The organism is Ruegeria sp. YTSA144 (assembly GCF_059610125.1).
This window is the reverse complement of sequence record NZ_JBXWNA010000007.1, coordinates 157455-178517: the sequence shown is the minus strand read 5'-3', so window position 1 is coordinate 178517 and position 21063 is coordinate 157455. Positions and strand designations below refer to the sequence as shown.

The 21063-nt window shown below is 56.8% G+C and carries 29 protein-coding genes; 13 read left to right on the top strand and 16 right to left on the bottom strand.

What is annotated here, in order from left to right; genetic code table 11:
* Window positions 1–7 precede the first annotated feature (7 nt).
* The 6 genes from AC2FF8_RS15735 to AC2FF8_RS15710 all read left to right on the top strand — a co-directional run bounded on the left by AC2FF8_RS15735 (window position 8) and on the right by AC2FF8_RS15710 (window position 2365).
* Window positions 8–256 carry a YdeI/OmpD-associated family protein gene (locus AC2FF8_RS15735; protein ID WP_425079346.1) on the top strand — a complete coding sequence of 83 codons (249 nt, stop codon included), beginning with the start codon at window positions 8–10 and terminating at the stop codon, window positions 254–256.
* A gap of 36 nt (window positions 257–292) precedes the next feature.
* Window positions 293–601: a YdeI/OmpD-associated family protein gene (locus AC2FF8_RS15730; RefSeq protein ID WP_496880150.1), complete on the top strand. Its 309-nt coding sequence runs from the start codon at window positions 293–295 to the stop codon at window positions 599–601.
* 9 nt (window positions 602–610) lie between these two features.
* Window positions 611–745, top strand: a complete 135-nt coding sequence (locus AC2FF8_RS15725; RefSeq protein WP_496880149.1) for a hypothetical protein — start codon at window positions 611–613, stop codon at window positions 743–745.
* An 84-nt stretch (window positions 746–829) separates the two neighbouring features.
* Window positions 830–1333 (top strand): aggregation factor core, encoded by a 504-nt coding sequence (locus tag AC2FF8_RS15720; RefSeq protein WP_425079344.1) that lies wholly within the window; start codon window positions 830–832, stop codon window positions 1331–1333.
* A gap of 13 nt (window positions 1334–1346) precedes the next feature.
* A complete protein-coding gene (locus AC2FF8_RS15715) occupies window positions 1347–1799 on the top strand; it encodes a TspO/MBR family protein (protein WP_496880148.1) in 453 nt (150 codons plus the stop codon).
* Window positions 1800–1810: 11 nt separating this feature from the next.
* Window positions 1811–2365, top strand: coding sequence for a CIA30 family protein (locus AC2FF8_RS15710; RefSeq protein WP_425079342.1), 555 nt, complete (start codon window positions 1811–1813; stop codon window positions 2363–2365).
* 221 nt (window positions 2366–2586) lie between these two features.
* Here the strand turns inward: AC2FF8_RS15710 and AC2FF8_RS15705 are convergent, their stop codons facing one another.
* From AC2FF8_RS15705 to AC2FF8_RS15665, 9 genes are all read right to left on the bottom strand, one after another.
* Window positions 2587–3738, bottom strand: a complete 1152-nt coding sequence (locus tag AC2FF8_RS15705; protein WP_496880147.1) for a hypothetical protein — start codon at window positions 3736–3738, stop codon at window positions 2587–2589.
* A gap of 181 nt (window positions 3739–3919) precedes the next feature.
* Window positions 3920–4144, bottom strand: coding sequence for a hypothetical protein (locus tag AC2FF8_RS15700; protein WP_425079899.1), 225 nt, complete (start codon window positions 4142–4144; stop codon window positions 3920–3922).
* A gap of 133 nt (window positions 4145–4277) precedes the next feature.
* Entirely contained in the window at window positions 4278–4502 is a 225-nt protein-coding gene (locus tag AC2FF8_RS15695) for a helix-turn-helix transcriptional regulator (protein ID WP_171116851.1), read from the bottom strand.
* Between the two features lie 103 nt (window positions 4503–4605).
* Window positions 4606–5274 carry a hypothetical protein gene (locus tag AC2FF8_RS15690; RefSeq protein ID WP_496880146.1) on the bottom strand — a complete coding sequence of 223 codons (669 nt, stop codon included), beginning with the start codon at window positions 5272–5274 and terminating at the stop codon, window positions 4606–4608.
* 108 nt (window positions 5275–5382) lie between these two features.
* Complete coding sequence (locus tag AC2FF8_RS15685) at window positions 5383–6567, bottom strand: site-specific integrase (RefSeq protein WP_496880145.1); 1185 nt, start codon at window positions 6565–6567, stop codon at window positions 5383–5385.
* A gap of 639 nt (window positions 6568–7206) precedes the next feature.
* Entirely contained in the window at window positions 7207–7581 is a 375-nt protein-coding gene (locus AC2FF8_RS15680) for a YidH family protein (RefSeq protein ID WP_171116923.1), read from the bottom strand.
* A gap of 124 nt (window positions 7582–7705) precedes the next feature.
* Window positions 7706–8206: a Dps family protein gene (locus AC2FF8_RS15675; RefSeq protein WP_170360286.1), complete on the bottom strand. Its 501-nt coding sequence runs from the start codon at window positions 8204–8206 to the stop codon at window positions 7706–7708.
* A gap of 70 nt (window positions 8207–8276) precedes the next feature.
* Entirely contained in the window at window positions 8277–9902 is a 1626-nt protein-coding gene (locus tag AC2FF8_RS15670) for an acetolactate synthase large subunit (RefSeq protein WP_496880144.1), read from the bottom strand.
* A gap of 51 nt (window positions 9903–9953) precedes the next feature.
* Window positions 9954–10115 (bottom strand): DUF1328 domain-containing protein, encoded by a 162-nt coding sequence (locus AC2FF8_RS15665; protein ID WP_093961673.1) that lies wholly within the window; start codon window positions 10113–10115, stop codon window positions 9954–9956.
* Window positions 10116–10238: 123 nt separating this feature from the next.
* Between AC2FF8_RS15665 and AC2FF8_RS15660 the strand changes: the two genes are divergently transcribed.
* Window positions 10239–10523 carry a hypothetical protein gene (locus AC2FF8_RS15660; RefSeq protein ID WP_425079904.1) on the top strand — a complete coding sequence of 95 codons (285 nt, stop codon included), beginning with the start codon at window positions 10239–10241 and terminating at the stop codon, window positions 10521–10523.
* Between the two features lie 166 nt (window positions 10524–10689).
* Here AC2FF8_RS15660 and AC2FF8_RS15655 read toward each other — a convergent pair whose 3' ends face one another.
* Window positions 10690–11544, bottom strand: coding sequence for a formate/nitrite transporter family protein (locus tag AC2FF8_RS15655; protein WP_496880143.1), 855 nt, complete (start codon window positions 11542–11544; stop codon window positions 10690–10692).
* Between the two features lie 187 nt (window positions 11545–11731).
* On the opposite strand from AC2FF8_RS15655, the gene AC2FF8_RS15650 reads away from it, so the two are divergent.
* Entirely contained in the window at window positions 11732–11923 is a 192-nt protein-coding gene (locus AC2FF8_RS15650; RefSeq protein ID WP_093961670.1) for a PLD nuclease N-terminal domain-containing protein, read from the top strand.
* Window positions 11924–12015: 92 nt separating this feature from the next.
* Here the strand turns inward: AC2FF8_RS15650 and AC2FF8_RS15645 are convergent, their stop codons facing one another.
* The gene (locus AC2FF8_RS15645; RefSeq protein ID WP_425079905.1) at window positions 12016–12414 is read right to left on the bottom strand and encodes a hypothetical protein; all 399 of its coding nucleotides are present in this window, start codon (window positions 12412–12414) and stop codon (window positions 12016–12018) included.
* Between the two features lie 63 nt (window positions 12415–12477).
* Between AC2FF8_RS15645 and AC2FF8_RS15640 the strand changes: the two genes are divergently transcribed.
* Complete coding sequence (locus tag AC2FF8_RS15640; RefSeq protein WP_496880142.1) at window positions 12478–13227, top strand: Crp/Fnr family transcriptional regulator; 750 nt, start codon at window positions 12478–12480, stop codon at window positions 13225–13227.
* An 87-nt stretch (window positions 13228–13314) separates the two neighbouring features.
* Here the strand turns inward: AC2FF8_RS15640 and AC2FF8_RS15635 are convergent, their stop codons facing one another.
* The 3 genes from AC2FF8_RS15635 to AC2FF8_RS15625 form a co-directional block, all read right to left on the bottom strand.
* Window positions 13315–13884: a PRC-barrel domain-containing protein gene (locus tag AC2FF8_RS15635; RefSeq protein WP_425079907.1), complete on the bottom strand. Its 570-nt coding sequence runs from the start codon at window positions 13882–13884 to the stop codon at window positions 13315–13317.
* 154 nt (window positions 13885–14038) lie between these two features.
* Window positions 14039–14659, bottom strand: coding sequence for a PRC-barrel domain-containing protein (locus AC2FF8_RS15630; protein WP_171725987.1), 621 nt, complete (start codon window positions 14657–14659; stop codon window positions 14039–14041).
* A 95-nt stretch (window positions 14660–14754) separates the two neighbouring features.
* On the bottom strand, window positions 14755–14952 hold the full coding sequence (locus AC2FF8_RS15625; protein ID WP_093961665.1) for a CsbD family protein: 198 nt from the start codon (window positions 14950–14952) through the stop codon (window positions 14755–14757).
* A 211-nt stretch (window positions 14953–15163) separates the two neighbouring features.
* Here AC2FF8_RS15625 and AC2FF8_RS15620 point away from each other — a divergent pair, with 211 nt between their 5' ends.
* The 4 genes from AC2FF8_RS15620 to AC2FF8_RS15605 are packed head-to-tail and all read left to right on the top strand — an operon-like array spanning window position 15164 to window position 17829.
* Window positions 15164–15673, top strand: a complete 510-nt coding sequence (locus tag AC2FF8_RS15620) for a hypothetical protein (RefSeq protein ID WP_480718516.1) — start codon at window positions 15164–15166, stop codon at window positions 15671–15673.
* Complete coding sequence (locus tag AC2FF8_RS15615) at window positions 15666–16064, top strand: phage holin family protein (protein ID WP_171172682.1); 399 nt, start codon at window positions 15666–15668, stop codon at window positions 16062–16064. Before AC2FF8_RS15620 ends, AC2FF8_RS15615 begins: the two co-directional genes overlap by 8 nt.
* Window positions 16057–16818, top strand: coding sequence for a hypothetical protein (locus AC2FF8_RS15610; protein ID WP_496880141.1), 762 nt, complete (start codon window positions 16057–16059; stop codon window positions 16816–16818). Before AC2FF8_RS15615 ends, AC2FF8_RS15610 begins: the two co-directional genes overlap by 8 nt.
* Before the next feature lie 9 nt (window positions 16819–16827).
* A complete protein-coding gene (locus tag AC2FF8_RS15605; RefSeq protein ID WP_496880140.1) occupies window positions 16828–17829 on the top strand; it encodes an AI-2E family transporter in 1002 nt (333 codons plus the stop codon).
* Here AC2FF8_RS15605 and AC2FF8_RS15600 read toward each other — a convergent pair.
* Both AC2FF8_RS15600 and AC2FF8_RS15595 read right to left on the bottom strand, forming a co-directional pair.
* Window positions 17826–19322 carry a phospholipase D family protein gene (locus AC2FF8_RS15600; RefSeq protein WP_496880139.1) on the bottom strand — a complete coding sequence of 499 codons (1497 nt, stop codon included), beginning with the start codon at window positions 19320–19322 and terminating at the stop codon, window positions 17826–17828. The two genes, AC2FF8_RS15605 and AC2FF8_RS15600, sit on opposite strands and share 4 nt — an antisense overlap.
* Window positions 19300–21060 (bottom strand): sensor histidine kinase, encoded by a 1761-nt coding sequence (locus tag AC2FF8_RS15595; RefSeq protein WP_496873398.1) that lies wholly within the window; start codon window positions 21058–21060, stop codon window positions 19300–19302. Before AC2FF8_RS15595 ends, AC2FF8_RS15600 begins: the two co-directional genes overlap by 23 nt.
* Between the last annotated feature and the right edge of the window lie 3 nt (window positions 21061–21063).

Genomic DNA, 21063 nt, shown 5'->3' with positions numbered 1-21063 from the left:
GTGGCGCGTGACTGATATTGAGGTCACATCCCGTGATCAACTGTGGGAGTGGCTGAGCACGCATTTTGCGCAACGTGATAGCGTCCGGCTGATCACGTGGAAGGCGGCACATCCGCAGAAATATGTCAGTCGGGACGAGGTGCAGGATGCGCTGATCGCGCATGGTTGGATTGATGGAAGACGATTTACAATCGATGAAGACCGGACGGCGCAACTGATCAGCCCGCGAAAACAGCAAGCTTGGTCCAAAAGCTAAAAGGACAAAGCAGAGCACCTTAGGCAAGAAGGCTTAATGCACCCCGCAGGAGAGGCGTCTATAACATCCAGTAAGGCGTCAGGGCTATGGAACTTCTTTGATGACGTCGATGCTCTGATTGTGCCAGACGATTTATCCGGTGAATTGGACCTGAACAAATGGGAGCAATTGCCCCCCTCTTACCGACGCAACGTCCTTCGCTGGATCAAGATTGCCAAGAACCCAACAACGCGCCAACGACGGATCAACAAGACGGTCGAAACAACGCATGCTGGAAAAGAATGCAGCAAATGTAGCGCTTTCTGGTTTGCTCTTGGTTTGCAATCGCAATCTGAGCTTTCGTAGTGAAAGCGTGTGGACATCAAACGAACCTGTGGTGAAGACGGCCGCGTTGTTGTGCTGTCCCATCAGATCTGGCCCGATGGTCTGGTGGACGTGGGGATCGATTTTAGTGCGGTGCATGGAACTTCGAAAGGCCCTGTCGGCTAAACCGCGATAATCAAATGGCATAAGTCTGATCCAAGAAACCCGCCGAAGCGTATATATCACGAACCAATTAGGAAGGAGATAAATATGCTCCCGAAGAGTATTCTTGCGGCGATCCTTGGATCACTTGCAGCCACCTCGCTTCAAGCCGGAGTTCAAATTCGCTTCATAGAAGGCGCACCCAAAGACCGTTTTGTTTTGACAAATGTCGGAGCTTGTGAAGTAGAAGCTTCGACCCTCAAAATTGACTTGTCGCAATCTGCCGGACGTCTGATTTTCGACGTTACCGAAAAAGGCGCGGGTGTAGAGGTATTCCAACCTCTCGAATTCGTTGAGGGTGCAGATGCTCTGCGGCAAATTCCAGCTGTCGTGGACGGGCAAGATTCAATTGCGCTTGAGATCGCCTCCTTCGCAGCCGGGGACAAACTCGCCTTTACCATCGATGTAGATGACACTATCGGGCAACGCGAAATCACCGTAACCGGGTCGGAGATCGAAGGCGCCACGGTGTCATATACTGATGCGGATAAGACCAGTACTGCGACCTTCTCTTCCGAAGCACTTGTCAACGTGACGACAAAGGACTGCTGAAAGCTGTCCCGCAATGTCGAATTCGTTGATCCGCATAGCATTCCTTGCGCTCGTGGTGGGCGGCGGCATCCTGATCGGGACACTGACCGCACCTGGCGAATGGTACGCGCAGCTTTCCAAACCGGCTTTCAATCCACCAAATTGGATTTTTGGGCCGGTTTGGATGGTGCTTTATGTCTTGATCGCTATGGCGGGTTGGCGCCAGTTCGAAACAGACCGCAGCTCGACCGCAATGAAGCTATGGTGGGCTCAGATGGGTCTGAACTTTTTGTGGTCTCCAGCCTTTTTCGTACTGCAACTGCCGTGGTTTGCCCTTGTTGTCATTGTCGCGTTGTTGGCTGTCATTGTCATGTTCATAGCTCAGGTCAGGGCTTCAGATCGGGTTTCCGCACTGGCCTTCCTGCCGTATTTTGCATGGGTCGCATTTGCCACGGCGCTGAACCTTTCCATTGCGATACTGAACTGAGAAGGAACAATATGCGTGCCAACTTCATTGGGCTTGTTTCAGGTCTTGCCATCATCGGATGCACAATGGCTCAGGCTGATGGAAAATTAACTGAAGACTTCTCCAAGTCTCCGGAGACGCGTTGGGACTACGTCGCCGACACCGTCATGGGAGGAGTTTCTTCAGGGCAGGTCCAGTTTCGATCGGAAGGTGATGTCGCATTCGCGCGGCTGACCGGGACCGTCAGTACAGAAAACAACGGCGGTTTCATCCAGTTCCGACGCAAGTTGTCTGATCGGCCAGATACGGGTGTATCAGGCGTCAGGCTATTGGTACGGGGGAACGGCGGGCCATACTTCGTTCATCTCAGAACACGTGGTACAGTGCTTCCGTGGCAATACTATCAGGCCGCGTTTGCAACTTCTAACGAATGGACAGACGTTTATTTGCCTCTGTCAGGCTTCAAGGCTTCCGGTGCCATGTTGCGCACTACTCCTGTTGCAAACGCAATCATCTCAGTTGGAGTTGTAGCCTACGGGCGCGATCACGAGGCCCGCGTAGATGTCAGCGAGATTGGTTTCTATTGAAGGTCTCCAGAGAGAGGGCTGCGATCTTCAAATAGGTCTGTTTGACATGGTTCGAGATCGAAGTGTGTCAAAAGAAACTGCAAAACTTGATTATGGATGTCCGCTTAGGGCTGGCAGCGGCAGAATGCGACCGCAGTATTCAGGCCATTCGGCAATGGTAGCTGAGGGCTCAAACTGCCCAAACGGGCACGCCACAATAAAGGCGAGTGCTCGTCAGCGGTTTAGGCAATAAACCGATATCTGTTCTTGGCTTCATGCAGCTTGTTTGCTGCGCGCTCAGGGTCAGCCTGTACATTCTCTACGAGCCTGCCTGCAACACTTTCCATGAAATCACTCAACTCACTTTCCTGAGTATCTTCCAGCGCGGCCAGCGTGATCCCAAGGCCCGCAATCTGTGTCATTATCAGACGTATCTGCTCGTTTCGGTGTACGTGCTTAATGTTGGTCGCGTCGATGTGGCTGCGCACTTCCTGCAAGTCATCCTCCGACGATCCAGAAACTAAGTCCCAAATTTCATGATTGGACCACCGGGCGCGATTGCTGTCATCAGGATCAGGCTCACAGTAGCGTATCTTTTGCAACGCCTCGGAAATGACATCGCCGAACATGGCGTCGAATTGGGGCCACGTCCTGATCTGCCAACGATCCTTGAGCAAGTCCTTCCCGGCACGTACCTCAACACGCCACACGCGGCTCTGCGACGCATCAGAAGGGCCCAATGGGGGTAAACCTTCCCGCTCAAGGTTGGTGTTCCAGATATCCCACCAGATCGGCTTTTTCTTATCAATCACTTCGCGACGCTTGTCATAGATGATGACCTGCCGTCCCGGCATTTTGCCAACCGTGACAGATGTGAACTGACCAGATTTACCGTTGCTTCGCATGTCATCTTGAGCGGTAAGATAGTCGGCGCGATTACTGTGGCTGTGAATGACGAAGTTTTCAGGAACAAGTTCGAACTCCGGCGCGAGAATATCGACGCAGAAATCGGCACGGCTGATACTGACCTGATGCGACTCAAAGCGGATTCCAAGCCTAGTTAGGGTCTTATCGATGTAGGAACGTGCGTATCCGAGCCCTTGTGTCGCCAGAAGAGTTGAACCAACCGAAACCCGAATGCCCCAAGGATCACGCGCATTTGGTTTCTTGAAGGACCAATGCACATCCAAAGGGCCTCCTTTGAGGATAAAGCGATACCCGTTGCCACCATGGGGCAACAAGTCAAAGTCTGCGCCGCCGTAGCTGAAAGGAACGGGGTGCCGCTCTTCTTCGGCTCTTTCCCGTTCAGTGTTCAGCAAGTCGAACAAATCTTGAGAGATATTCGCCTGAATCGAAAGTGCGATAGTGTCGAATCCACGATGTACTACGTGCATTTTGAGGTCTCCTTGGGTTCCGGTATTTCTAGAGGGGGGTGCTACAATCACCCCCCTCTTTCGGCGAATGCCGCGCGATTTGGTTGAGGTTGGGAAAAGGGGCGGGCGCTGGCGCGCCCTTCGATAGTGCCTCCGGCGGGGCAGCTATTGTTTTGGGGCCGGGCTGGACGCCCGGCGGATATCATTGGCTGGCTGCTGCCTGCTTGCGCGAAATCCAATTCTCTGCACGTTCCGCACATTTAGAGACGTTCAGAAGGTCATTGTGAGAAAACGCACTGGTGGTACGCCAGTCGCCCTCCCCGTTCTTGTAGGATCGTGAGATATCGACTGAGAAAAACCCATCATTGTCCCAGATCGTTGCGGTGATCAGCCCGATTTTGAATTTGAAAGCGGGTTGCTGTGTCATGGTGAACTCCTTGTTTGAATTGTTTGGCAGACACAAAAAGGGCGCAGGGTGGCGACACCCCGCGCCCCTGAGAGCCATCCGGCCCCAAAATCCCGCTCAGCGCTGCCAACTCTGAACGGGCAAAACTCAAATGTTAGGAAGGTGCGGCGCTGGTATTGGCGACGCGCTTTTCAGCGATCCATTTTTTCAAGTCACTGCGCGTGTAACGGACAGACCGACCAGAGACCTTTACAAACATAGGCCCACCACCTCGAACACGCCAATTTTGCAATGCGCGTACTGAATAACAGAGATAGTTGGCGGCTTCTTTCTCGTCGATGAGCCGGTCGAAGTAGTCAGGGTCAATCTGTGTTTGCATCGTTGCCTCGCTGCATAGCGTTTCATTGCAATAAGAATGCAGCGTAGGTCCGTCTCAATCTAATGTCATATATGGCTCAAAATTTGTCCATTTATGACATCCCCTATTTTTTAAGGCCAAACACGCGCAATGTCGCGTTCCCGAGAGTGTGCGACGTAGGGAATTTGTGATTCTGATCGACCCAGAAAAACGCATACATGAAACTAAAGAAATCGCTCTTGTAGGGCTGTTCTTCGTCCAGTTCGTCATAGCGATAGGTCTTTACTGGATTGCGTCCGGTGTAGTGTTGGAACACTTTCGCAAGCTGTTGGATTGTATCTTCCAAGCTTTCATTTTGTTTAGGGCGGGCGCGTGGGCGTTTGTGATGCTCCAGCCCTTCTTGGATCAGGAACGCTATCTCGGGAAGTTTCCCTTTCAGGACGTCAATCAAATACTCTCCGTAGTCCAGCCCTTCGTGGTCAGCACCAATCGCGTTCTCAAAATAGTCTTCCGGTTCATTCGCCATTCCAACTTCTTCGATTTCCCATTGAATAGAAGGAGGTAAGTTTGAAAGCTGGTCCAGCAAAGAACTGACGGTCTTTTCTAGCTTGCTATAGATCGTTTTTCGCTCTTTTGCTGGCAGCGGCTTTATTCGCCGGTCCTTGGGGCGATAGTGTCGAGCAATATATTCAATATCCGTGGCAAAGCCCTTAGCGACGGGCAACGGTAGTTGCATCTGGCCCCACATATGCTCAAGGTCCAGTTCAAGCTTCTTGTCGTGATTGTCCAGCATGTGTTCCAAGCCTGTATGATATCTTATGGTCGCTTTGTGGTGCCCTATGTAACGTAACCAATACATAGAGCGTTCAAATCCTTGCCGATGCCCCTATGTAAGGTAACGTTACTGCACAACCCGAAGGGGCGCGGCTCGTACATCCTTGCGAACTGCGCGTGCCAATCTTGCCGCGACAGACCCAGCCGCGCGCTGAACAGCATCATCGGCAAGGTGCGCGTAACGTAGTGTCGTTGTCAGATTCTTGTGACCCATAATCTCTTTCAGAGTGAACGGATCGATCCCGTCTTTCATGGCGACCGAGGCATATGTATGTCGCAGGTCGTGAATGCGGACATCCTCCAACCCTGCCGTCTTACGTATGCGCCGCCACGGCTTTTGCAGGTTGTTTAGCGGCCCGGTGTCTGACTCTCCTAGTATTACATAAGGGTTCCCCGGTTGCCGGGGCAATTCCATCAGGATGTCATAGGCTTCCCTTGGCAGGGGAATGCGGCGGCGTCCGGTCTTGCTGTCCGGCAATTCCAGATGGTGCGACGTTACATAGTCCCAGCGCAGGGTCAGAATCTCGCTGAGGCGGCATCCGGTGTAAATCAGCAGCAAGAGTGCCGACACTACGTATACGGTCTCTGTGCCGTCTTCCAGCGCCTCGGCCAGCACTTCGCCAAGCCGTATTTGTTCCTCGTCTGAAAGATAGCGTTTCTTTTCTTCTTCGCGGAATTTCTTGATCCGGCGCGCGGGGTTCGATCCCGGTTGCCGCAATCCCCAATCCTCGGCCAGATTGAACAGCTTCGACAACATCGCCGCCGCACGGTTGGCTTGATACGGCGTCTCGCGCAAACCGTGATGAAAAGCCACCACGTCGGCACGGTTTACTTCGGCAATTGGGATAGGCCCAAGTTTGGGTCTGATGAATCGGCGAATGACGCTGTGATAATCGCGGGCTGTGGTCGGCTTACAATGCTGATCGACATATTCTTCAAGGAACCGGTCACACAGCCCGGCAACGGTCGGTGCGCGTCGCTTGGCCTGCTTCTCGGCAGATGGGTCTGATCCGCGCGCAACGTCGCCCAGAAGCTGCTTGGCTTGTGTCCGTGCTTCCTCAGCCGTCAGAACGCCATGCTGGCCGATAGTGATCCGTCGCGTCCGGCGACCAGCTCTATACTGAACCAGATAGGTCTTTTTGCCGGACGGATAGACCCGCAGCCCAAAGCCGCGCATGTCCCGGTCCCAGACAAGGTATTCCTTGGTCTCAACGGCCAGCCCCTCAACTGCGCGTTTGGTCAATTTGAACATATCCAGAACACTCCTTGCTTCCGGCCTGCTTCCGGAAGCTATACGGAAGCAAATGGCGGCGAATTCTGGAGTAAGTCATGAATTCAAGGCGCAACGAAGGTCAACGTAAATAATTGTTTTCGCTTCATTTTTGTCAATGTGACGAAATCCGGAGAAATACAGCGAAATGGCTCTGGCCGTTCTTTTAATCAGTGGGTCGCAGGTTCGAATCCTGCACGGCTCACCACTTTTTTCTAAGTTAAAATAATGTGTTATGCGCTGTAGAGATTGTGTTGCTACTTGCTCAGCAAGAACAGTCGCTTTGAATGGGGGACAAAAGCCGCTGATTTCTAACCCTAGTTCAAACCCGTAGCCAGCCTAGCTGATGTCAGGTTTTTTTAAGCATTCCTTCAAAGGAAGTGCGTCTGCATCATCTTTCGTCAAAAACGCTGACCAGCTTTCATCGGCGAGTGTTTATTGATTTGCGCGGGCGGGTTATGTGCAATGATGGCCTCGTTCCAGGCCTCGACACAAAAGTCAACATGCGTCATGTCGTTGGAACGACAGCTCAGAGCCTTATACGACGCCTAGACCGCGATCGCCACGAGATTCAGGAGTCCGGTCTTGACTGGCACGAAGGCTATGTCCGCGCAAGCCCGCTTAGACAAGCCACAACACAAGGCAACATGCGATTGATCCGAGGGACAGGCTTCCAACAACCAATTGCAAGTGGAAGCGAGATGCCGGTTGGGCGCTGTGCGCTTCCAATCGGGAATACACGCGGCGGGCGTTCATCCACGCTCCCCAATAGATCAGCAGCGAGATCAACACAAAAAGAGTGGCTGCAGCCTTCGCCAGCCACTCGGGTTCGACGGCGGAAAATACGGCCTTGAGGCCAAGGGCAATGGCCACGCATGCCATTCCGGTTCTCATCCAGCCAGCAAACGTACGCTCATTTGCCAATATAGTGCGGTCTTCGGCCCAGTCGGTCCGCTCCTCGGCCAAGTTTTGGCTTTTCGTGTTTTTTTCAGACATTGCCGCCCTTTGGACTAGTCACTAGATCGGAATGTGCAGGCTTGCCGGTTTTTCGGCAAGCCTGCCCAAGACCTTAAACGCGCACAGTTGGGTCGCAAAACGACACACGCGCCCGGTCACTGCGTCAGCTTGATTTCGAGATCGCCCGCAGCATCCAAGCTGCCTGCTCATGAAATGCCGAACGTTCGGTCGCCAGATCTTCGGTCACGACGTCTTTGCGGCTTCCTGCAAGCTCGGTCAGGGCGTGCAGGCGGTGCGCCACCCGCTCGTGATCAGCAGCCAGATCTTCGATCATGTCGGCGGCGGACAGGTCCCCTTCGCGATCCTTGATGGCCGAGAAATCCAGGATGTCGGACATGCGCGAGGGCGCCAGATGACCCAGCGCGCGGATGCGTTCCGCGATCTCATCAGCAGCGGCGAACATGTTTTCGTACTGTTCTTCGGTCAGCTTGTGGATCGAATAGAACAGCGGGCCTTCCACGTTCCAGTGATACGCATGTGTCTTGAAGGTCAGCCGGTAGGTGTCGGCCAGAACATCAGCCAGACCCTTGGCCAAGGGCGCGGTGTCGCGCACGCCAGTGGAAACGGGGTTTTCGTTCGGGACAACGTTCAATGCGTCGGTCATGACAACTCCTTTTTTCTACTGGGGAAGAAACGCCCAAAGCCTGGCGTTGTTCCACTTTCGACGAAAAAAATCAGGTGACAGTGGGCATTCCGCCGTCAGCCGAATAGTCGACCGATACCCGCAGCAAAGTCGGAACGGCGACGTCGGCAGCCGCCTGCAGCGCAGGAGCAAGTTTGCTGTGGCTTTCGATGTCGTGATAGACCCAGCCAAAGGATCGGGCCAGTGACTCCCAATCGGGGTTGCGGAAGGAAAACTCGCGCGCACCTGGTTGTTTTTCGTCGATCAGACCATAGCCGTTGTCTTCCCAGACCAGAACAGTAACGGGCACGCACAACCGGGCCGCCGTCTCCATCTCCTGAACGTTCATCAGGAAGTCCCCATCACCGCAAACGGCGATTACCCGACCCTCGTCCAACAGACGGGCCGCCTCAATCGCTCCGGGCAGCGCAAGGCCCATACCGGCCAGGCCGTTCGGAATGATGATTTGCCCTGCCCGGCGCGCTTGAACCTTGCTGGCGACCCAAAGTTTGTGCAAGCCCACACCAGACAACAGAACGTCGCCTTCGCGAAGCGTTTCGGAAATCGCCTGACAAATGTTCGACGGCGCGACACAGGCGGCATCGGAAGGTGTTGGCCCACCTTCCAGCGAGGCGTCAATCCTCCGCTGGAGACTTTTGAACCAGCTTTGCGCGGAACGTTCGGCCGTGGCCTTCGCCAGAACGTCAATGCAGTGCGGAAGATCCCCAGTCAGAGCGGCCTTTACCGGCCAGTCCACATCAACCGCCGAGGCCACGTCCGAGATCTCGAGAACCGGCTTCTTACCGCCCATCGAGATGTTCGAGGTTGGATATTCAACCGGGTCAAACCCGATGGCAATGATCAGATCGCACAGGTCGAAGGCTTCAGACACCAATTCTTTGCCCGGTTGACCGACCGAATGCAGCGAGAGCGGGTGCCCCGGAGGCAAAACGCCTTTGGCCATGAATGTCGTGACGACCGGGGCGGAAAGGCTTTCTGAAAGTGCCCGCACGTCGCTTGCCGTGCCGGATCGGATCACCCCGTGTCCTGCAAGAATCAAGGGCTTTTTCGCCTCGGCCAGCAGGCGCGCTGAACGGATGACCGCATCGGCCGCCGGCCGCACCTCGGCTGTCGGCGGCGCCACGAAAGGTTCGGCCAGAATCGGGACCTCGGCCAGATCCTCGGGCAGGGAAAGATGGACGGCACCGGGCTTGTCGAGCTTGCTCAACCGCACGGCCTCGGCAACGACTTGGGGAATTTCATCCGCGACCATCAGCGTTCGGCTCAACTTGGTGACTGGCGCGAAGTGTGCTTCGAGATCGATGATCTGATGGCTTTCGCGGCCCAGCCTGGACCGCGCACCCTGCCCCGTGACGGCGATCAGCGGCACATGGTCAAGCGTGGCGTCCGCCACACCGGTGACAAGGTTGGTCGCCCCAGGTCCAAGTGTCGAGAGGCATACCGCCGGGTTCCCCGTCAATCGACCGTGAACCGATGCCATGAACGCCGCCGATTGCTCGTGCCGGCACAGGACGAAGTCGATGCTCGACTGGTCGATTGCGGCGATCAGATCGGTTGTTTCCTCACCCGGAACACCGAATGCACAGGTCACGCCGTTGGCTTCCAGGCAGGCAACCAGCAATTCGGCGGCGGTTTGGGTATGGACGGCATCTTTCATGGGGCTTTGAACCTCGGGGTACTGTTTCAGGGAGTGCGGATGCGCGGGGGCTTACCCACGGATCAGCCGCAAGATCAGCGAACCGATGAACAGGACCAGAAAGATCACGAAAAGGATCTGCGCGATACCGGCCGAGGCCGACGCGATGCCGCCAAACCCGAAGATGCCAGCAACGATAGCAAGTGCGAAAAAGATCAGCGCCCAAGACAACATGGGATTTCCTTTCATTTCTGTGATTGCTGATGGGTCAACGCTTGGAACCCCGGATTGGTTCCGGGTTATTTTGGTGGAACCATTGGCGACCGCCCGCGTTGGGTTGATGAAAGGAGATCTGACATGACACAGAAAACGGCGAAGAAGACCCCTCAGGACACTCCGCATGCAGAGATGGCGGCGCGGATCGACGAAGTGGCCAAGGAGGCCAAATCAGCGTTGGAAGATGGCGTAACCGCAACGCGTGACACGTTGAAGACGGCGCGCGACGAGGCGCAAAAGCAGCTGACACAGACATCCGAGAAGGGCGCCGCGTTCGTGCGCGAGAACCCGGGTCTGGCTATGGTCGGAGCGTTGGGCGCGGGTGTCCTGCTGGGCCTCGCGTTGCGCAAGGCGGACCGCGGTTAGAACACGCGATACTTTGCGACCGATATGGGCATCGAGTACGTATTGCCGGCCATGCTCGGCTTGGGTTTGGCCGGTCTACTGATCTGGTTCTTCATCAGGAATCGTTGACAGCGCTATTCGTCTCTGCCATGCTAACCAACCCGCCATCCCAAAGACCCAAAGCGCCTCAGTCGCGCTTTGGATCTTCTTCTATTTCGGGTTTGATCTGGGCATAGGCCAGCATCGTGAAGACAGCGGTTCCTCCGATGATGTTGCCGGCCAGAACGGGCAGGAAAAAGCTGAAAACGGCTGCGCCTGGTGGCAACTGCCCCTGAAGCATCAGAATCGCCATTTCCACCGATCCGGCAACGACGTGGGTAAAGTCACCGGCCGCAATCATCCAGGTGAAGATTACGATGACCAGCACCTCGTTGTTCTGTGCCGAAGGCAGCATCCAAACGATCGCCGCAATCAGGATCCCCGCCGGTATTCCGCGCAGAAAGCCAACCCAGGCGCCCATGCCGGTGGCGTGGTGGCTCAGGTCGTTGATGACCGCGACGAGTTGGGGCGACAACACCGGCGTATAGATCAGGAAGGCAGATATCGCAAACGCCCCCAGCACATTGGCACCCAGAACGATTGCCCACAGCCTCGCGGTTTTGGTGAAGCACGCGACGGACGGATTTATCATGGCTGGAACGACGGTCGTAATCGTGTTCTCGGTGAATAGCTGCATCCGCCCCAGGATGACTAAGACAAAGCCGAGGGAATAACCCAGGTTCTCGATCAGAAAGCGCCCGCTGGTTTCGGGCAGATGTGCCCGCAAGATCGCTTCGCCCAGCACCGAAAAGCTGATCAGCACTCCAGCGGCAATCCCGGACCAGAACAACGCTTTGGTCGGGCGGTCCAGTTCCTCCTCACCGTTTTGGCGGATGGTCTCGAATATCAGGCGCGGAGACAGCCCGGACGCTTCTTCGACCGCTTCGCGTTCACTCTCTTTCTCGACAAGATCGTCTCGCGGCGCGTTGTGTGTATCGGACATTTTGACCCCTTGTATCGACCTTCAAACCCAACGTTCTGCCGGTCGTTTTGGTTCCATCAGACGCAAAAATCCTCAAGCCTCGTGCGAGAACTGGGATCACACCCAGATCTTTGTCGGGAACTTTTAGCCACCTATCGCGTTGTGTCCTTGTAGGAACAACGACACGTAATTCGAAAGGAACTTCGGTATGGTGGAAGTATATGGCATTGGCGGTCTGATCGTCCTGGTTTTGTCGATCTGGGCCATTATTTCGATCATCGGCTCGTCTGCGACGACCGGTGCGAAAATTCTGTGGGTCCTTTTCGTTCTGTTGCTTCCGGTCATCGGATTCATCTGCTGGCTGATCTTTGGCCCGAAGGCCGCGCGCAGCGCGATCTGATCAGCGCGGAAATTGTCGGTACAAAAAAGCGCGGCATCGGCCGCGCTTTTTTGAGTCAACTGTATAGATGGTAAAATGGGCCTTGTGCCAGTTCACCCAGGATCAGCACCGATCTTCAAGCCGTTCCCACTGAAATCAATGGCTGCGATCTTGCGGGCAAGATCTGCGGCAGTAAAAGGCCGTATCAGTGCCGCACATTCAAATTGCGCTTGCACCTCGGGGGACGGGTCCAACAGCAACAGTGTACTGCCGCGCTCGGCCAACAGCCGCGCGACGGCGTCAAATGACGTCTCACTTCTGCGATAGCTCAGAACGCTCAAGGCCGGGGCGAATTTGGGATCCTGCCAGAAATGCCCGCCCGCGTGCAGCTCGCGGATATGGACAATGCGATCGGTTGGAACTGCGGGGATGGCGTCACTGATGTCCGCTGCTTCGATAAAGTTTTCCGTAACAATCAAAACATCTGCTACGCTGCGGGAAGAAGCTTCCATAAATACCATCCTGAAATCTGTTCGATGCCACCCTAGGGCAGTCCCACAGCGCCGCAATAAACTATGACACAGCAACGAAAAAATTCTCTGATCGCATGTAGGGACTGTCCGCTGAGGCAGATGGACGTCTTCCTGCCGTTCTCGGAAGACGACCTGCGATTCATGCAGGGTTTCAAAACCGGTGAGATGCAGGCCGAACCCGGAACACAACTGTTCATCGAGGGCGCGAAATCCGCGCATCTGTTCACGGTTCTGAGCGGGATGGGCGTTCGTTACAAAACGCTCGAAAACGGTCGCAGGCAGGTCATCGGCTTTGTTCTTCCTGGCGATCTGGTCGGGCTGCAGGCTGGCGTCATGGGCGAGATGCGGCATTCGGTCGAAGCGACAACCGCGATGCGGCTGTGTGTGTTCAATCGCTCGCGGTTATTCGAGTTATATCAGAATCAGCCTGATCGGGCCTTTGACCTGACATTCCTGGCCGCCGTCGAAGAGCATTTCCTGGGCGATGCCCTGACAACCGTTGGCCAGCGCGGTGCGATCGAGAAGATCGCGTGGAGCCTGCACCGTTTCTACATACGGTCGCAGGCTGTCGGATTGGCCAAAGGCTTGCGGTGTCCGCTGCCTTACCGGCAGCAGGATCTTGCGGATGCGTTGGGCTTGTCGCTGGTTCACACGAACAAGACCCTGCGCCGACTGAAGGATCTCGGCCTGGCCGAGTGGGCCAACAATGTGCTGCTGATTAAAGACCTTGAGGGTCTGGCCGAGCTTGGCTTGGTCGAAATCACCGAAGCCGTTCCGCGCCCGCTGATCTAATCGCGGCGGATGGACAGGAATTGAAGAACCGCCGACCGAAAAATCGGCCGGCGGCTTGATCACGAGTTTTGCGACTGAGGAGCCGGTTTACGACCCTTCGTAGGCCGGCATATCCTTCAGCATCTCTTTGTCCGCGTGAACAAATGCATGGGTGGTGTCACCATCGACTTCACGCATCAGCGACACGCGCGAGAAATCGATCAGAACATCCTTTTCCCCCAGGCCGAGGAACCCGCCGACGCCGATCACGGCCCCTTCAACCGATCCGTCCATGTCGACGACGACCTCTTCGATCTCACCGATCCACTCTTGCGAGACGTCATAGACGCGCATGCCGGTCAGATCTTCGGCCGGGATGGTGCCTTGGGCAACGGGGACATAACCTTCGATGTCGATGGTGGTGGGATCGACCGCATCAGCCATCTGTCCGGCTTTTTCGCTGATGTACTGACCGGTTGCTTCGGCTGCCTGGTCGACGTCTTCCGCCGTGTTCTGCGCAGCGTTCTTGATGTCCTGCGCGGTATTCGACAGCGCATCACCGGCTGCCTCGGCTGCCTCTTCCAGGTTCTTGCCGACTTCTTCGACATTCGAGCTTTCTGCGTAGGCCGATGCCGACATCACCAGAACGATCGAAGTTGTGGTCAGAAAACGTTTCATAGCTCACTCCTTTGGTCTGTTCTGACCGCATTACCCGCGGTCTTGTTGAACAAACGAATGACGCCGCGACTTGTTCCCAAAAAATTTCAGAAATATTTGTTTTGAAATAATAAAACCGCGCAACTGCGCGGTTTGACAAGCCGTGTCCAGACCTTCAGACCGGGTGCAGCGGGTCGGAAGACCTGGATAGAACCATGTAGTGTTCGTCGTCGGGAATATTGCGTAACTCAGCGAACGGAACACTCAGGATATCGGGTCGCCCGTCGATCAGAAGAAACCGCAGTGCCTTGGTGTCAGGGTCGAACTCAATCTCCTTGAATCTGCCCAACTCACCAGTCACGTCAAACACTGGGTTGCCCTGCAACTTCGTAAACCATCGGAAGTTGCTACCGGGTGGCGTGGGTTGCGGGCGTTGGCGGAGAGCGTCATTCAGGACCGCCCCCATCACAACCGGCGCAATCGCGTTGCCGAACGGCCCTACGACCAGGGGCGGCAGGCCTTCAATGTCCACTGCAAGGGGATCTTCGCCTCCTTCGCGTTGTCGAAGATGATTCACTTGGTGTTGGGATAACGCGCACACTACCTCGCTTGCACCAAGTTCGAGCGTATCGGCGGTGAAAGCCACCGGGTCATTCCCTCCGGCCACGCTCAAATTGACCAAGACGTACTCCAACTCGGTCTGCCCAGCGCGAATGGCGATATCGGAAATGCGACCAATTGCGTGGTCGGTTCCAGCTGGGACAACGGGCGTGTTGATGAGGGAAGACAGTTTCATGGCGCTCGTGATTACCTGTTGGGGTCGATCTTGGGAGTCTGTGGGGCGCCATTGACTTGATGCCGCCCCGCGCGATGTGCGCATCCACCTTTGGGCTACATGTCCTTCATCAGGCGATCCACGATTTCCCGAACGTCTTCTTTCGAATCTCCGTATTTTTTTTGGATGATGCCTTCCAGTTGCTCGCGATCGCCGCGGGCTTGCTCGATCTCATCATCGGTCAAATCGCCGAAACGCTCGATCAGCTTGCCTTTGAATTCGGTCCAGCGTCCAAGAATTTGGTCCCAGTTCATCGTAAATTCCTTTCGATTGCTTCGTCGCTGTCAGTGAAACGCATCAAACTCGAACTGGTTCCGGGCACCGCCGATATTTCTGCGTTGGCCCGAAAAATGAGGGTTCGGGCAGATACCGAACTGTGTCCTCAGTGGCGTTCGAACTGGTCTTGGGAACAATCTCGCCTTCCATGCGTTGGAGGACCGAGACCTCAACACAGGAGATCGAACCATGCCACGTCGAACCGAGACCACGGAGAAAGCAAAAGCCCATGCCCAGGATCTGGCCGGCAAGGTCAAGGACACCGTGACCGCCGAAGCCTCGGCCCGGGCCGAATCACTGAAGGACAGCGCAGCGCAGGAGGTTGAGAGCGCCGCTCATGCAGCCGACGCAGCTGCCGATGCATTTCCCGACCAATCGGTGCAGCATCAGGTCTTGTCGAGGATTGCGGACAACATGGAAGCTGTGGCTGGGCAAGTCCGCTCTGCCGACTTGGCCAGTATGAGCCGAAAGGTGTCTGATTTCGCCCGCGAAAACCCTCTATTGTTCGTCGGATCGGCTGCCCTGGCCGGGTTTGCCGCGGCCCGTTTCCTGAGCGCGCGCAATACGGGCGCGGCCCAATCCGCATCGTTTGGGGCAGATCCTTGGGACATTGATCCATCGCTGCTGCATGGGACCTCGGTCGATACCTCGGGCCACACCAGCGCGTTGGCGCGAATGAATGGTGGCCGCGATGCATAACCCCAACGATCTGCGATCTGCACCGGGGCTTTTGGCAAACGCGCTCAAACATCTGTCGGGTTTGCTTCAGGCTGAGGTAAAGCTTGCCAAGGAGGAGTTGTCCCGAAACCTGACGCGAGCGGGCTTAGGGCTGGCCTGCCTTGGCATTGCTCTGATCCTTTTGATGATCGCACTGAACCTCATGGCGACATCCCTGGTCGCATATATCGCCGCCAATGGTTTTTCGGTGGGTATGGCCTCGTTGCTCGTTGGCGCGGGCTTGGCACTGGTTGCTGGGTGCCTGGCGCTTTTTGGCCGGTCCCGCCTGTCCGCTACCGCGCTGGTCCCCGAGCAAGCCATGAAAAACCTGCAGCGCGACATCGAAGCGATGAAGGAGTCGACCCATGTCTGACCTGACACCTCTTGAAACGCAGATCGCATACGAACGCAGTGCTCTTGCACGCTCGCTGAATGCTCTGTCGGATACGCTGGCACCGCCGCGCCTGGCAGACGAGGCGAAATCGACGCTCGAAGCCTATGGCGGGCAGATCGGTGCGCAACTCTGGTCCGCGGCTCAAAAAAACCCGGCCGCCTTTGCTCTGCTCGGTGCAGGGGCAGCCCTTTTGGTTGCGGGTCCCGGGTCTGGCGCAAAAAGAACTCAATCCCCGCCCCAGGCCGTACCTCCGCAGCGGGCCTTCGACGGGTTTGACCGGCGTGTTGCCGACGCTGACAGCCGCATGAAACAGGAGATGACCGGAATGACTGAACACAGCCAATCTGCCAGTGTGCTGTCTGCAGCCTTGGATCGTGGTCTGGACAAGCTCTCACCCCAGGCCCGTGCCCGTGTGATCGAAGCGCGCAAGGCCGCAATCGGTGCGCAGCAAGCGGTCGAGAAGCGTGCGCGGAAGGCGGCGAAGGCCTCGCAGACCTTCGTCCATGATCAGCCTCTGGCGGCCGGAGCATTGGCGCTGGGCGTAGGTATTCTGGCTGGCGCTCTGCTGCCCAACACTCGCAAGGAGGACAAGCTGCTGGGCCATCGGCGCGATCAGCTGATGCGTCACGCCCAAAAGGTTTTCAACGAAGAACTGGACAAGCTGCATGCCGCGGCCAATGCACGGCTGGATGACGCGGCTGATCGGGCCTCTGACGCTTTGCGCAGTCAGTGAAGCGCGCCCATGCCAACTGTCTTCAGCTCTCCATCGGCCTTGCGTGCAATGCTGGCGATCCTGACCGGGATCGCCATCATCACCGCTTTGTACCTGGCCCGGTCCATCGTCGCTCCGATCACCTTTGCGTTGGTTTTGGGGGTCGTGGTCGCCCCGCTTGCCGACAAGCTTGAGAAGGTCGGTTGCCCACGTGTGATATCCGCCTCGGCACTGTTGTTCGTGACCAGCACCGTCATTGTCGCGGCGTTCCTTCTGCTCGAACCATTGCTGTCCACGCTGGTCGAACAGTTGCCTGCCATCAAACGCGAGTTGCGCTCTTGGGTCGCCGCGATGTCCGAATTCATTCGGGGTATCGAAACGCTTGGACGCGAGATCGAGGAAACCGTCGGGGCCGATGGGGCAGCGGAAACGGAATCCGCCCTTCCGTCGGTGATGGATGCCTTGTGGCTGGCGCCCAATTTCGGATCAAAGATCCTGATTTTCATCGGCACGCTGTTCTTCTTCGTTTTGACCCGACCCGAACTCTATGCCGCAGCCGGCCCGTTGACGGAGCGGCTGTATCTGGCCGACCGCGCGGTCTATCGCTATTTCGCTGCCGTGACGTTGGTCAATATTGGCCTTGGGACGGTAACGGCCGTGGCCTTGGGACTGATAGGCATCAATGACGCCGTGATCTGGGGGGTGGCCGCCGGCCTTCTGAACTTTGTGCTGTATCTGGGGCCTCTGATGATCATGACCGGCCTTCTGATTGCCGGTTTGACTCAGTTCGGCGGGGCAGCGGCCCTGTTGCCCCCGCTGGTTTTCCTGGCAATCAATTTGTCCGAGGCGCAATTCGTGACACCCGCCTTCGTCGGCCAACGTCTACAGGTGAACCCGCTGGTCGTGTTCATCGCCATCATCTTCGGACTTTGGCTGTGGGGGCCGGTCGGAGCCATCGTCGCGCTGCCGATCCTGTTGTGGTTCGGCGTGTTGATGAACCCCAAGGTCATGAGTTCGATCGAAAACACCTAGACGATGTTTTCAGTAACCCCCGGCAACGGTTGCCGCATGTCGCGCGCAACGTCGGCGTCATGCGGGACGAGGAAGCCGCTGCGCGCTTCGGGGCGCCGCACGCCGTTGGCCTGAACCTCTTGCCCCCACCAGTCGAACATGGCATCGGGCTCGATCGGTTTGCGCAGATCATCCGAGAACCACCAATGGTCCACCAGGGCCTGCCGCAGAACCGCGACCCGCTGCCGGTCGGTGACCCGAAGGGCGACTTCTGTGTCCCACCGCAAAGACCGTCCGTTCAGGTTGGCGGACCCGACCAAAGCATGATGGTCATCCACCACCAGAACTTTGTTGTGAACGTGAATGATCGGAGACCCGCTCAGAACTTCAGCGCTGGCATCGGCCCCACTGGCCGAAATCGGTTGGACCGGGGTCGACACCGAAACCCGGTCTTGGAACCCCTGCTGAATGATCTCCAGGCATTTGGCCTGCAGGTCCAACCCGTATTGCGCGTCCAATCCGTCATGGCCGCCAAAGGCCACTTCCTCGGGCAAGGCTGGTAAAACAAGTACCAGTTTCAGATCCTGCTTGGAATGGCCCGCCTCAGCCAAGGCCTCGGCCAGCCGGGTTGATCTGAAATACTGGGTCTCGATGTGCAGAAGTTGCCGCGCGGCTTGAAAGGCGGCTATGTGCTCATCCTCGATCTCATGCGCGATAGTCTTTGGCGACAGCCGCCAGAATGCAAACCGGCGCGGGCTGGACAGGGTGCGGCGCAGGTGGGTTGCCTGTGGGGCCGTTTGTCCGGTTGCGATTTCATGTTCGAACCGGTCGATATGGCGCGCGGCCTCGGCGGCCTCGGGTCCGCGGACCAGCAATTGAACGTCTGACCAGGTGTTTTTGGCCAGACGATCGTGATCCGGTGTGTCAAAGCGCCTTTCGTTCAAGTCCAATCCGCCGAGGTAGCAGATCTCATTGTCGATCACGGCGACTTTCTGATGGTGCGACACGGTGTGAAGCCTGGGTAACGTGTCCGACCCCAGCCGTACTGCCTGCCGTTCGCGTCGTTCGCGGGACAGCTCCTGAATCCGCTGCGCCTTTTTCCGAAGAACCGCCGGCAACAGCGCGGCCCACGGCAATGCGCCAGCCTGTGCCGGGTGCATGGACACGCGAACGGTCAAGCGCGAGGCGATTTCTGGACCCAGGATTTCCGCCAGCGCAACCGCCTGCCGTTTCGTGCGCCAGCTCAGCTCGTGCAACTCGGTCGCGAAGATCGGGTCGAAATCGCTGATGACCAAATGAAACGTTACACCCTTGCGGATGACATGCTCGATCAGGTCAAACCAGGTATCGCCGATCTGGCGCGCCTCGTCGCTGCGCAGCCGTGTCATGAAATCGAATATCCGAAAACTTGCCTTGATCTGGTGCCGGGCCTCAAGAACCGCTTTTTCCAAGGCGGGCCAGGCTTGCGCGGCCGTAATCAGGACCTCAAAGTCATTCTGCTGCGGCACGGGCATCACCGCCTCTCTCATCCGCAATGGTCTGAGGTTCGCTATCGCCTTCTACTTCGGAGATTTCGAAGGTCACCTCATACACATAATGTGATGACGTCTCGGTTATGGTTTCGGAACCGTCCAATTGGCGGAGGAAGGCCTGCATCAGCCGTTGACCGATCCCGCCGCTGTGGAACAGATCCGCACCGTCGTCCGACTGCCCGCGCGTGTTGGAGATTTTCAGGTGCAGGGTGCTCTCGTCGGGTCGGGTCAATTCCACCGAAATTGTCGGCGGTCCGTCCTGCGGAACGCCTACGTATTTGACCGCGTTCGTTAGTGCCTCGGCCACCAGCATCGACAGCGTGACGGCCTGATCCTGCCCCAGTTCGACCGGCGCGATCCGGCAGTCAACCTCGACCACCTGACCCAGAATTGGCGGTCGATGCGCCAGTTCGGCGACCAAATGCCCGATCAGAGCCTCGGTGTTGATCGTCGTCATCTGCGAGTTCTGGTTCAGGGTCTGGTGCACCATGGCCAAGCCGCGAACCCGACGCTGCAACTGTTCCAGCAAGCGCCGGGCCTCGGGGGTTTCGGCCTTGCGCAAATGCATGTTCATGATCGAAGCGATCAGTTGTAGGTTGTTTTTGACGCGATGGTGCACCTCGCGCAACAGCAGCGTTTTCTCGACAAGGTCCCGGTCGTGTTGCGCCTCCGCCTCGCGGATCAACAAGACCATGCGGTTGAATGCAGTCTGGATCTGCTGAAACTCCTGCGGCGCGTCTTCCAGGCTTTCAATCGGATCGCGCTCACCCAGCGCAAAGCGGCGCACGGCCGAGCGCAGGCTGTCCAGGTGACGGATCACCAACCGGTGCAGGCCCCATAGCGCCACCCCCAGACCCGTTACCCACATCAGGATCGGAAAAGCAATGGTCAGGGCAGTTTGGCCGGCGCCGACCGAGGCGAGCGCCGCCTCGCGTGGCCAACTGCCAATCACGGCGACTTCGCCCGGAATGATGCTGGCAACTGCAAAAACCCGATCCTCTCCGTCGGCCGTTTTAGCCGAAAATGTTTTGCCGGAACTGGACAGAACCAACAGGTTTTCTTTCGCGGGCGGTAGGAATGGTTTGACCTCATCCAATCCTACATTTGATGACAGCACTTCTCCGGTCGCGTCGAAAATGGCAACGACTACGTCACTTCCAGTATTGCCAACACCCAAGGGAGTCCGCGCCAGCGCATGAGGTATCGAGATGGAAACGAACCCCACAAGCTCGGTCCTGTTCAGGACCGGTTGGGTCACGATGATCACCGATTGCCCGGTCGCCGCGCCGGCACGATTGACAGAAAACGTAAGCTGCGGATTTTCCGAGATCTGCCCGAAACCGGGCGCGTCCGACAAATCGATGTCCTTCTCGACGGTTGAGCAAGCCATGACCCCGTTTGGCTGGATAAATCCGGCAAATACAAACTCGGGCTGGCGTTCGACGAACCGGCGCATAAGGCCCGAGCAAGCGGCTTTGTCCATACCTCCAGTCGAAAGCGCGGCGGTAAGTCCCGAACTTGCACCAACAGCTTTTTGCAGTAGCTCCCGCTCCCGACTGGCAGCTTCGATGGTGCGCGCCAGAACCGAGGCCCGCGATCTTTCGTCGGCCTCGGTAATCACGGCGCGTGTCTGCAATACCGCAATCAGCCCCGAAGGCAGAAGCGCCAAGGTGACCAGCGCGGCAAGATAAACGGTCAGGCTGCGCGGCTTCGCATCCATGAA

What these genes read in the sequence shown, in the direction of transcription:
- AC2FF8_RS15705 (WP_496880147.1), bottom strand. Translation starts at nt 3,738, where the DNA reads ATGCACGTAGTACATCGTGGATTCGACACTATCGCACTTTCGATTCAG.
- AC2FF8_RS15595 (WP_496873398.1), bottom strand. Translation starts at nt 21,060, where the DNA reads ATGGATGCGAAGCCGCGCAGCCTGACCGTTTATCTTGCCGCGCTGGTC.
- AC2FF8_RS15695 (WP_171116851.1), bottom strand. Translation starts at nt 4,502, where the DNA reads ATGCAAACACAGATTGACCCTGACTACTTCGACCGGCTCATCGACGAG.
- AC2FF8_RS15685 (WP_496880145.1), bottom strand. Translation starts at nt 6,567, where the DNA reads ATGTTCAAATTGACCAAACGCGCAGTTGAGGGGCTGGCCGTTGAGACC.
- AC2FF8_RS15630 (WP_171725987.1), bottom strand. Translation starts at nt 14,659, where the DNA reads ATGAAACTGTCTTCCCTCATCAACACGCCCGTTGTCCCAGCTGGAACC.
- AC2FF8_RS15600 (WP_496880139.1), bottom strand. Translation starts at nt 19,322, where the DNA reads ATGCCCGTGCCGCAGCAGAATGACTTTGAGGTCCTGATTACGGCCGCG.
- AC2FF8_RS15645 (WP_425079905.1), bottom strand. Translation starts at nt 12,414, where the DNA reads ATGGAAGCTTCTTCCCGCAGCGTAGCAGATGTTTTGATTGTTACGGAA.
- AC2FF8_RS15610 (WP_496880141.1), top strand. Translation starts at nt 16,057, where the DNA reads ATGTCTGACCTGACACCTCTTGAAACGCAGATCGCATACGAACGCAGT.
- AC2FF8_RS15640 (WP_496880142.1), top strand. Translation starts at nt 12,478, where the DNA reads ATGACACAGCAACGAAAAAATTCTCTGATCGCATGTAGGGACTGTCCG.
- AC2FF8_RS15690 (WP_496880146.1), bottom strand. Translation starts at nt 5,274, where the DNA reads ATGCTGGACAATCACGACAAGAAGCTTGAACTGGACCTTGAGCATATG.
- AC2FF8_RS15720 (WP_425079344.1), top strand. Translation starts at nt 830, where the DNA reads ATGCTCCCGAAGAGTATTCTTGCGGCGATCCTTGGATCACTTGCAGCC.
- AC2FF8_RS15730 (WP_496880150.1), top strand. Translation starts at nt 293, where the DNA reads ATGCACCCCGCAGGAGAGGCGTCTATAACATCCAGTAAGGCGTCAGGG.
- AC2FF8_RS15680 (WP_171116923.1), bottom strand. Translation starts at nt 7,581, where the DNA reads ATGTCTGAAAAAAACACGAAAAGCCAAAACTTGGCCGAGGAGCGGACC.
- AC2FF8_RS15635 (WP_425079907.1), bottom strand. Translation starts at nt 13,884, where the DNA reads ATGAAACGTTTTCTGACCACAACTTCGATCGTTCTGGTGATGTCGGCA.
- AC2FF8_RS15710 (WP_425079342.1), top strand. Translation starts at nt 1,811, where the DNA reads ATGCGTGCCAACTTCATTGGGCTTGTTTCAGGTCTTGCCATCATCGGA.
- AC2FF8_RS15625 (WP_093961665.1), bottom strand. Translation starts at nt 14,952, where the DNA reads ATGAACTGGGACCAAATTCTTGGACGCTGGACCGAATTCAAAGGCAAG.
- AC2FF8_RS15605 (WP_496880140.1), top strand. Translation starts at nt 16,828, where the DNA reads ATGCCAACTGTCTTCAGCTCTCCATCGGCCTTGCGTGCAATGCTGGCG.
- AC2FF8_RS15700 (WP_425079899.1), bottom strand. Translation starts at nt 4,144, where the DNA reads ATGACACAGCAACCCGCTTTCAAATTCAAAATCGGGCTGATCACCGCA.
- AC2FF8_RS15670 (WP_496880144.1), bottom strand. Translation starts at nt 9,902, where the DNA reads ATGAAAGATGCCGTCCATACCCAAACCGCCGCCGAATTGCTGGTTGCC.
- AC2FF8_RS15715 (WP_496880148.1), top strand. Translation starts at nt 1,347, where the DNA reads ATGTCGAATTCGTTGATCCGCATAGCATTCCTTGCGCTCGTGGTGGGC.
- AC2FF8_RS15665 (WP_093961673.1), bottom strand. Translation starts at nt 10,115, where the DNA reads ATGTTGTCTTGGGCGCTGATCTTTTTCGCACTTGCTATCGTTGCTGGC.
- AC2FF8_RS15655 (WP_496880143.1), bottom strand. Translation starts at nt 11,544, where the DNA reads ATGTCCGATACACACAACGCGCCGCGAGACGATCTTGTCGAGAAAGAG.
- AC2FF8_RS15660 (WP_425079904.1), top strand. Translation starts at nt 10,239, where the DNA reads ATGACACAGAAAACGGCGAAGAAGACCCCTCAGGACACTCCGCATGCA.
- AC2FF8_RS15615 (WP_171172682.1), top strand. Translation starts at nt 15,666, where the DNA reads ATGCATAACCCCAACGATCTGCGATCTGCACCGGGGCTTTTGGCAAAC.
- AC2FF8_RS15620 (WP_480718516.1), top strand. Translation starts at nt 15,164, where the DNA reads ATGCCACGTCGAACCGAGACCACGGAGAAAGCAAAAGCCCATGCCCAG.
- AC2FF8_RS15675 (WP_170360286.1), bottom strand. Translation starts at nt 8,206, where the DNA reads ATGACCGACGCATTGAACGTTGTCCCGAACGAAAACCCCGTTTCCACT.
- AC2FF8_RS15650 (WP_093961670.1), top strand. Translation starts at nt 11,732, where the DNA reads ATGGTGGAAGTATATGGCATTGGCGGTCTGATCGTCCTGGTTTTGTCG.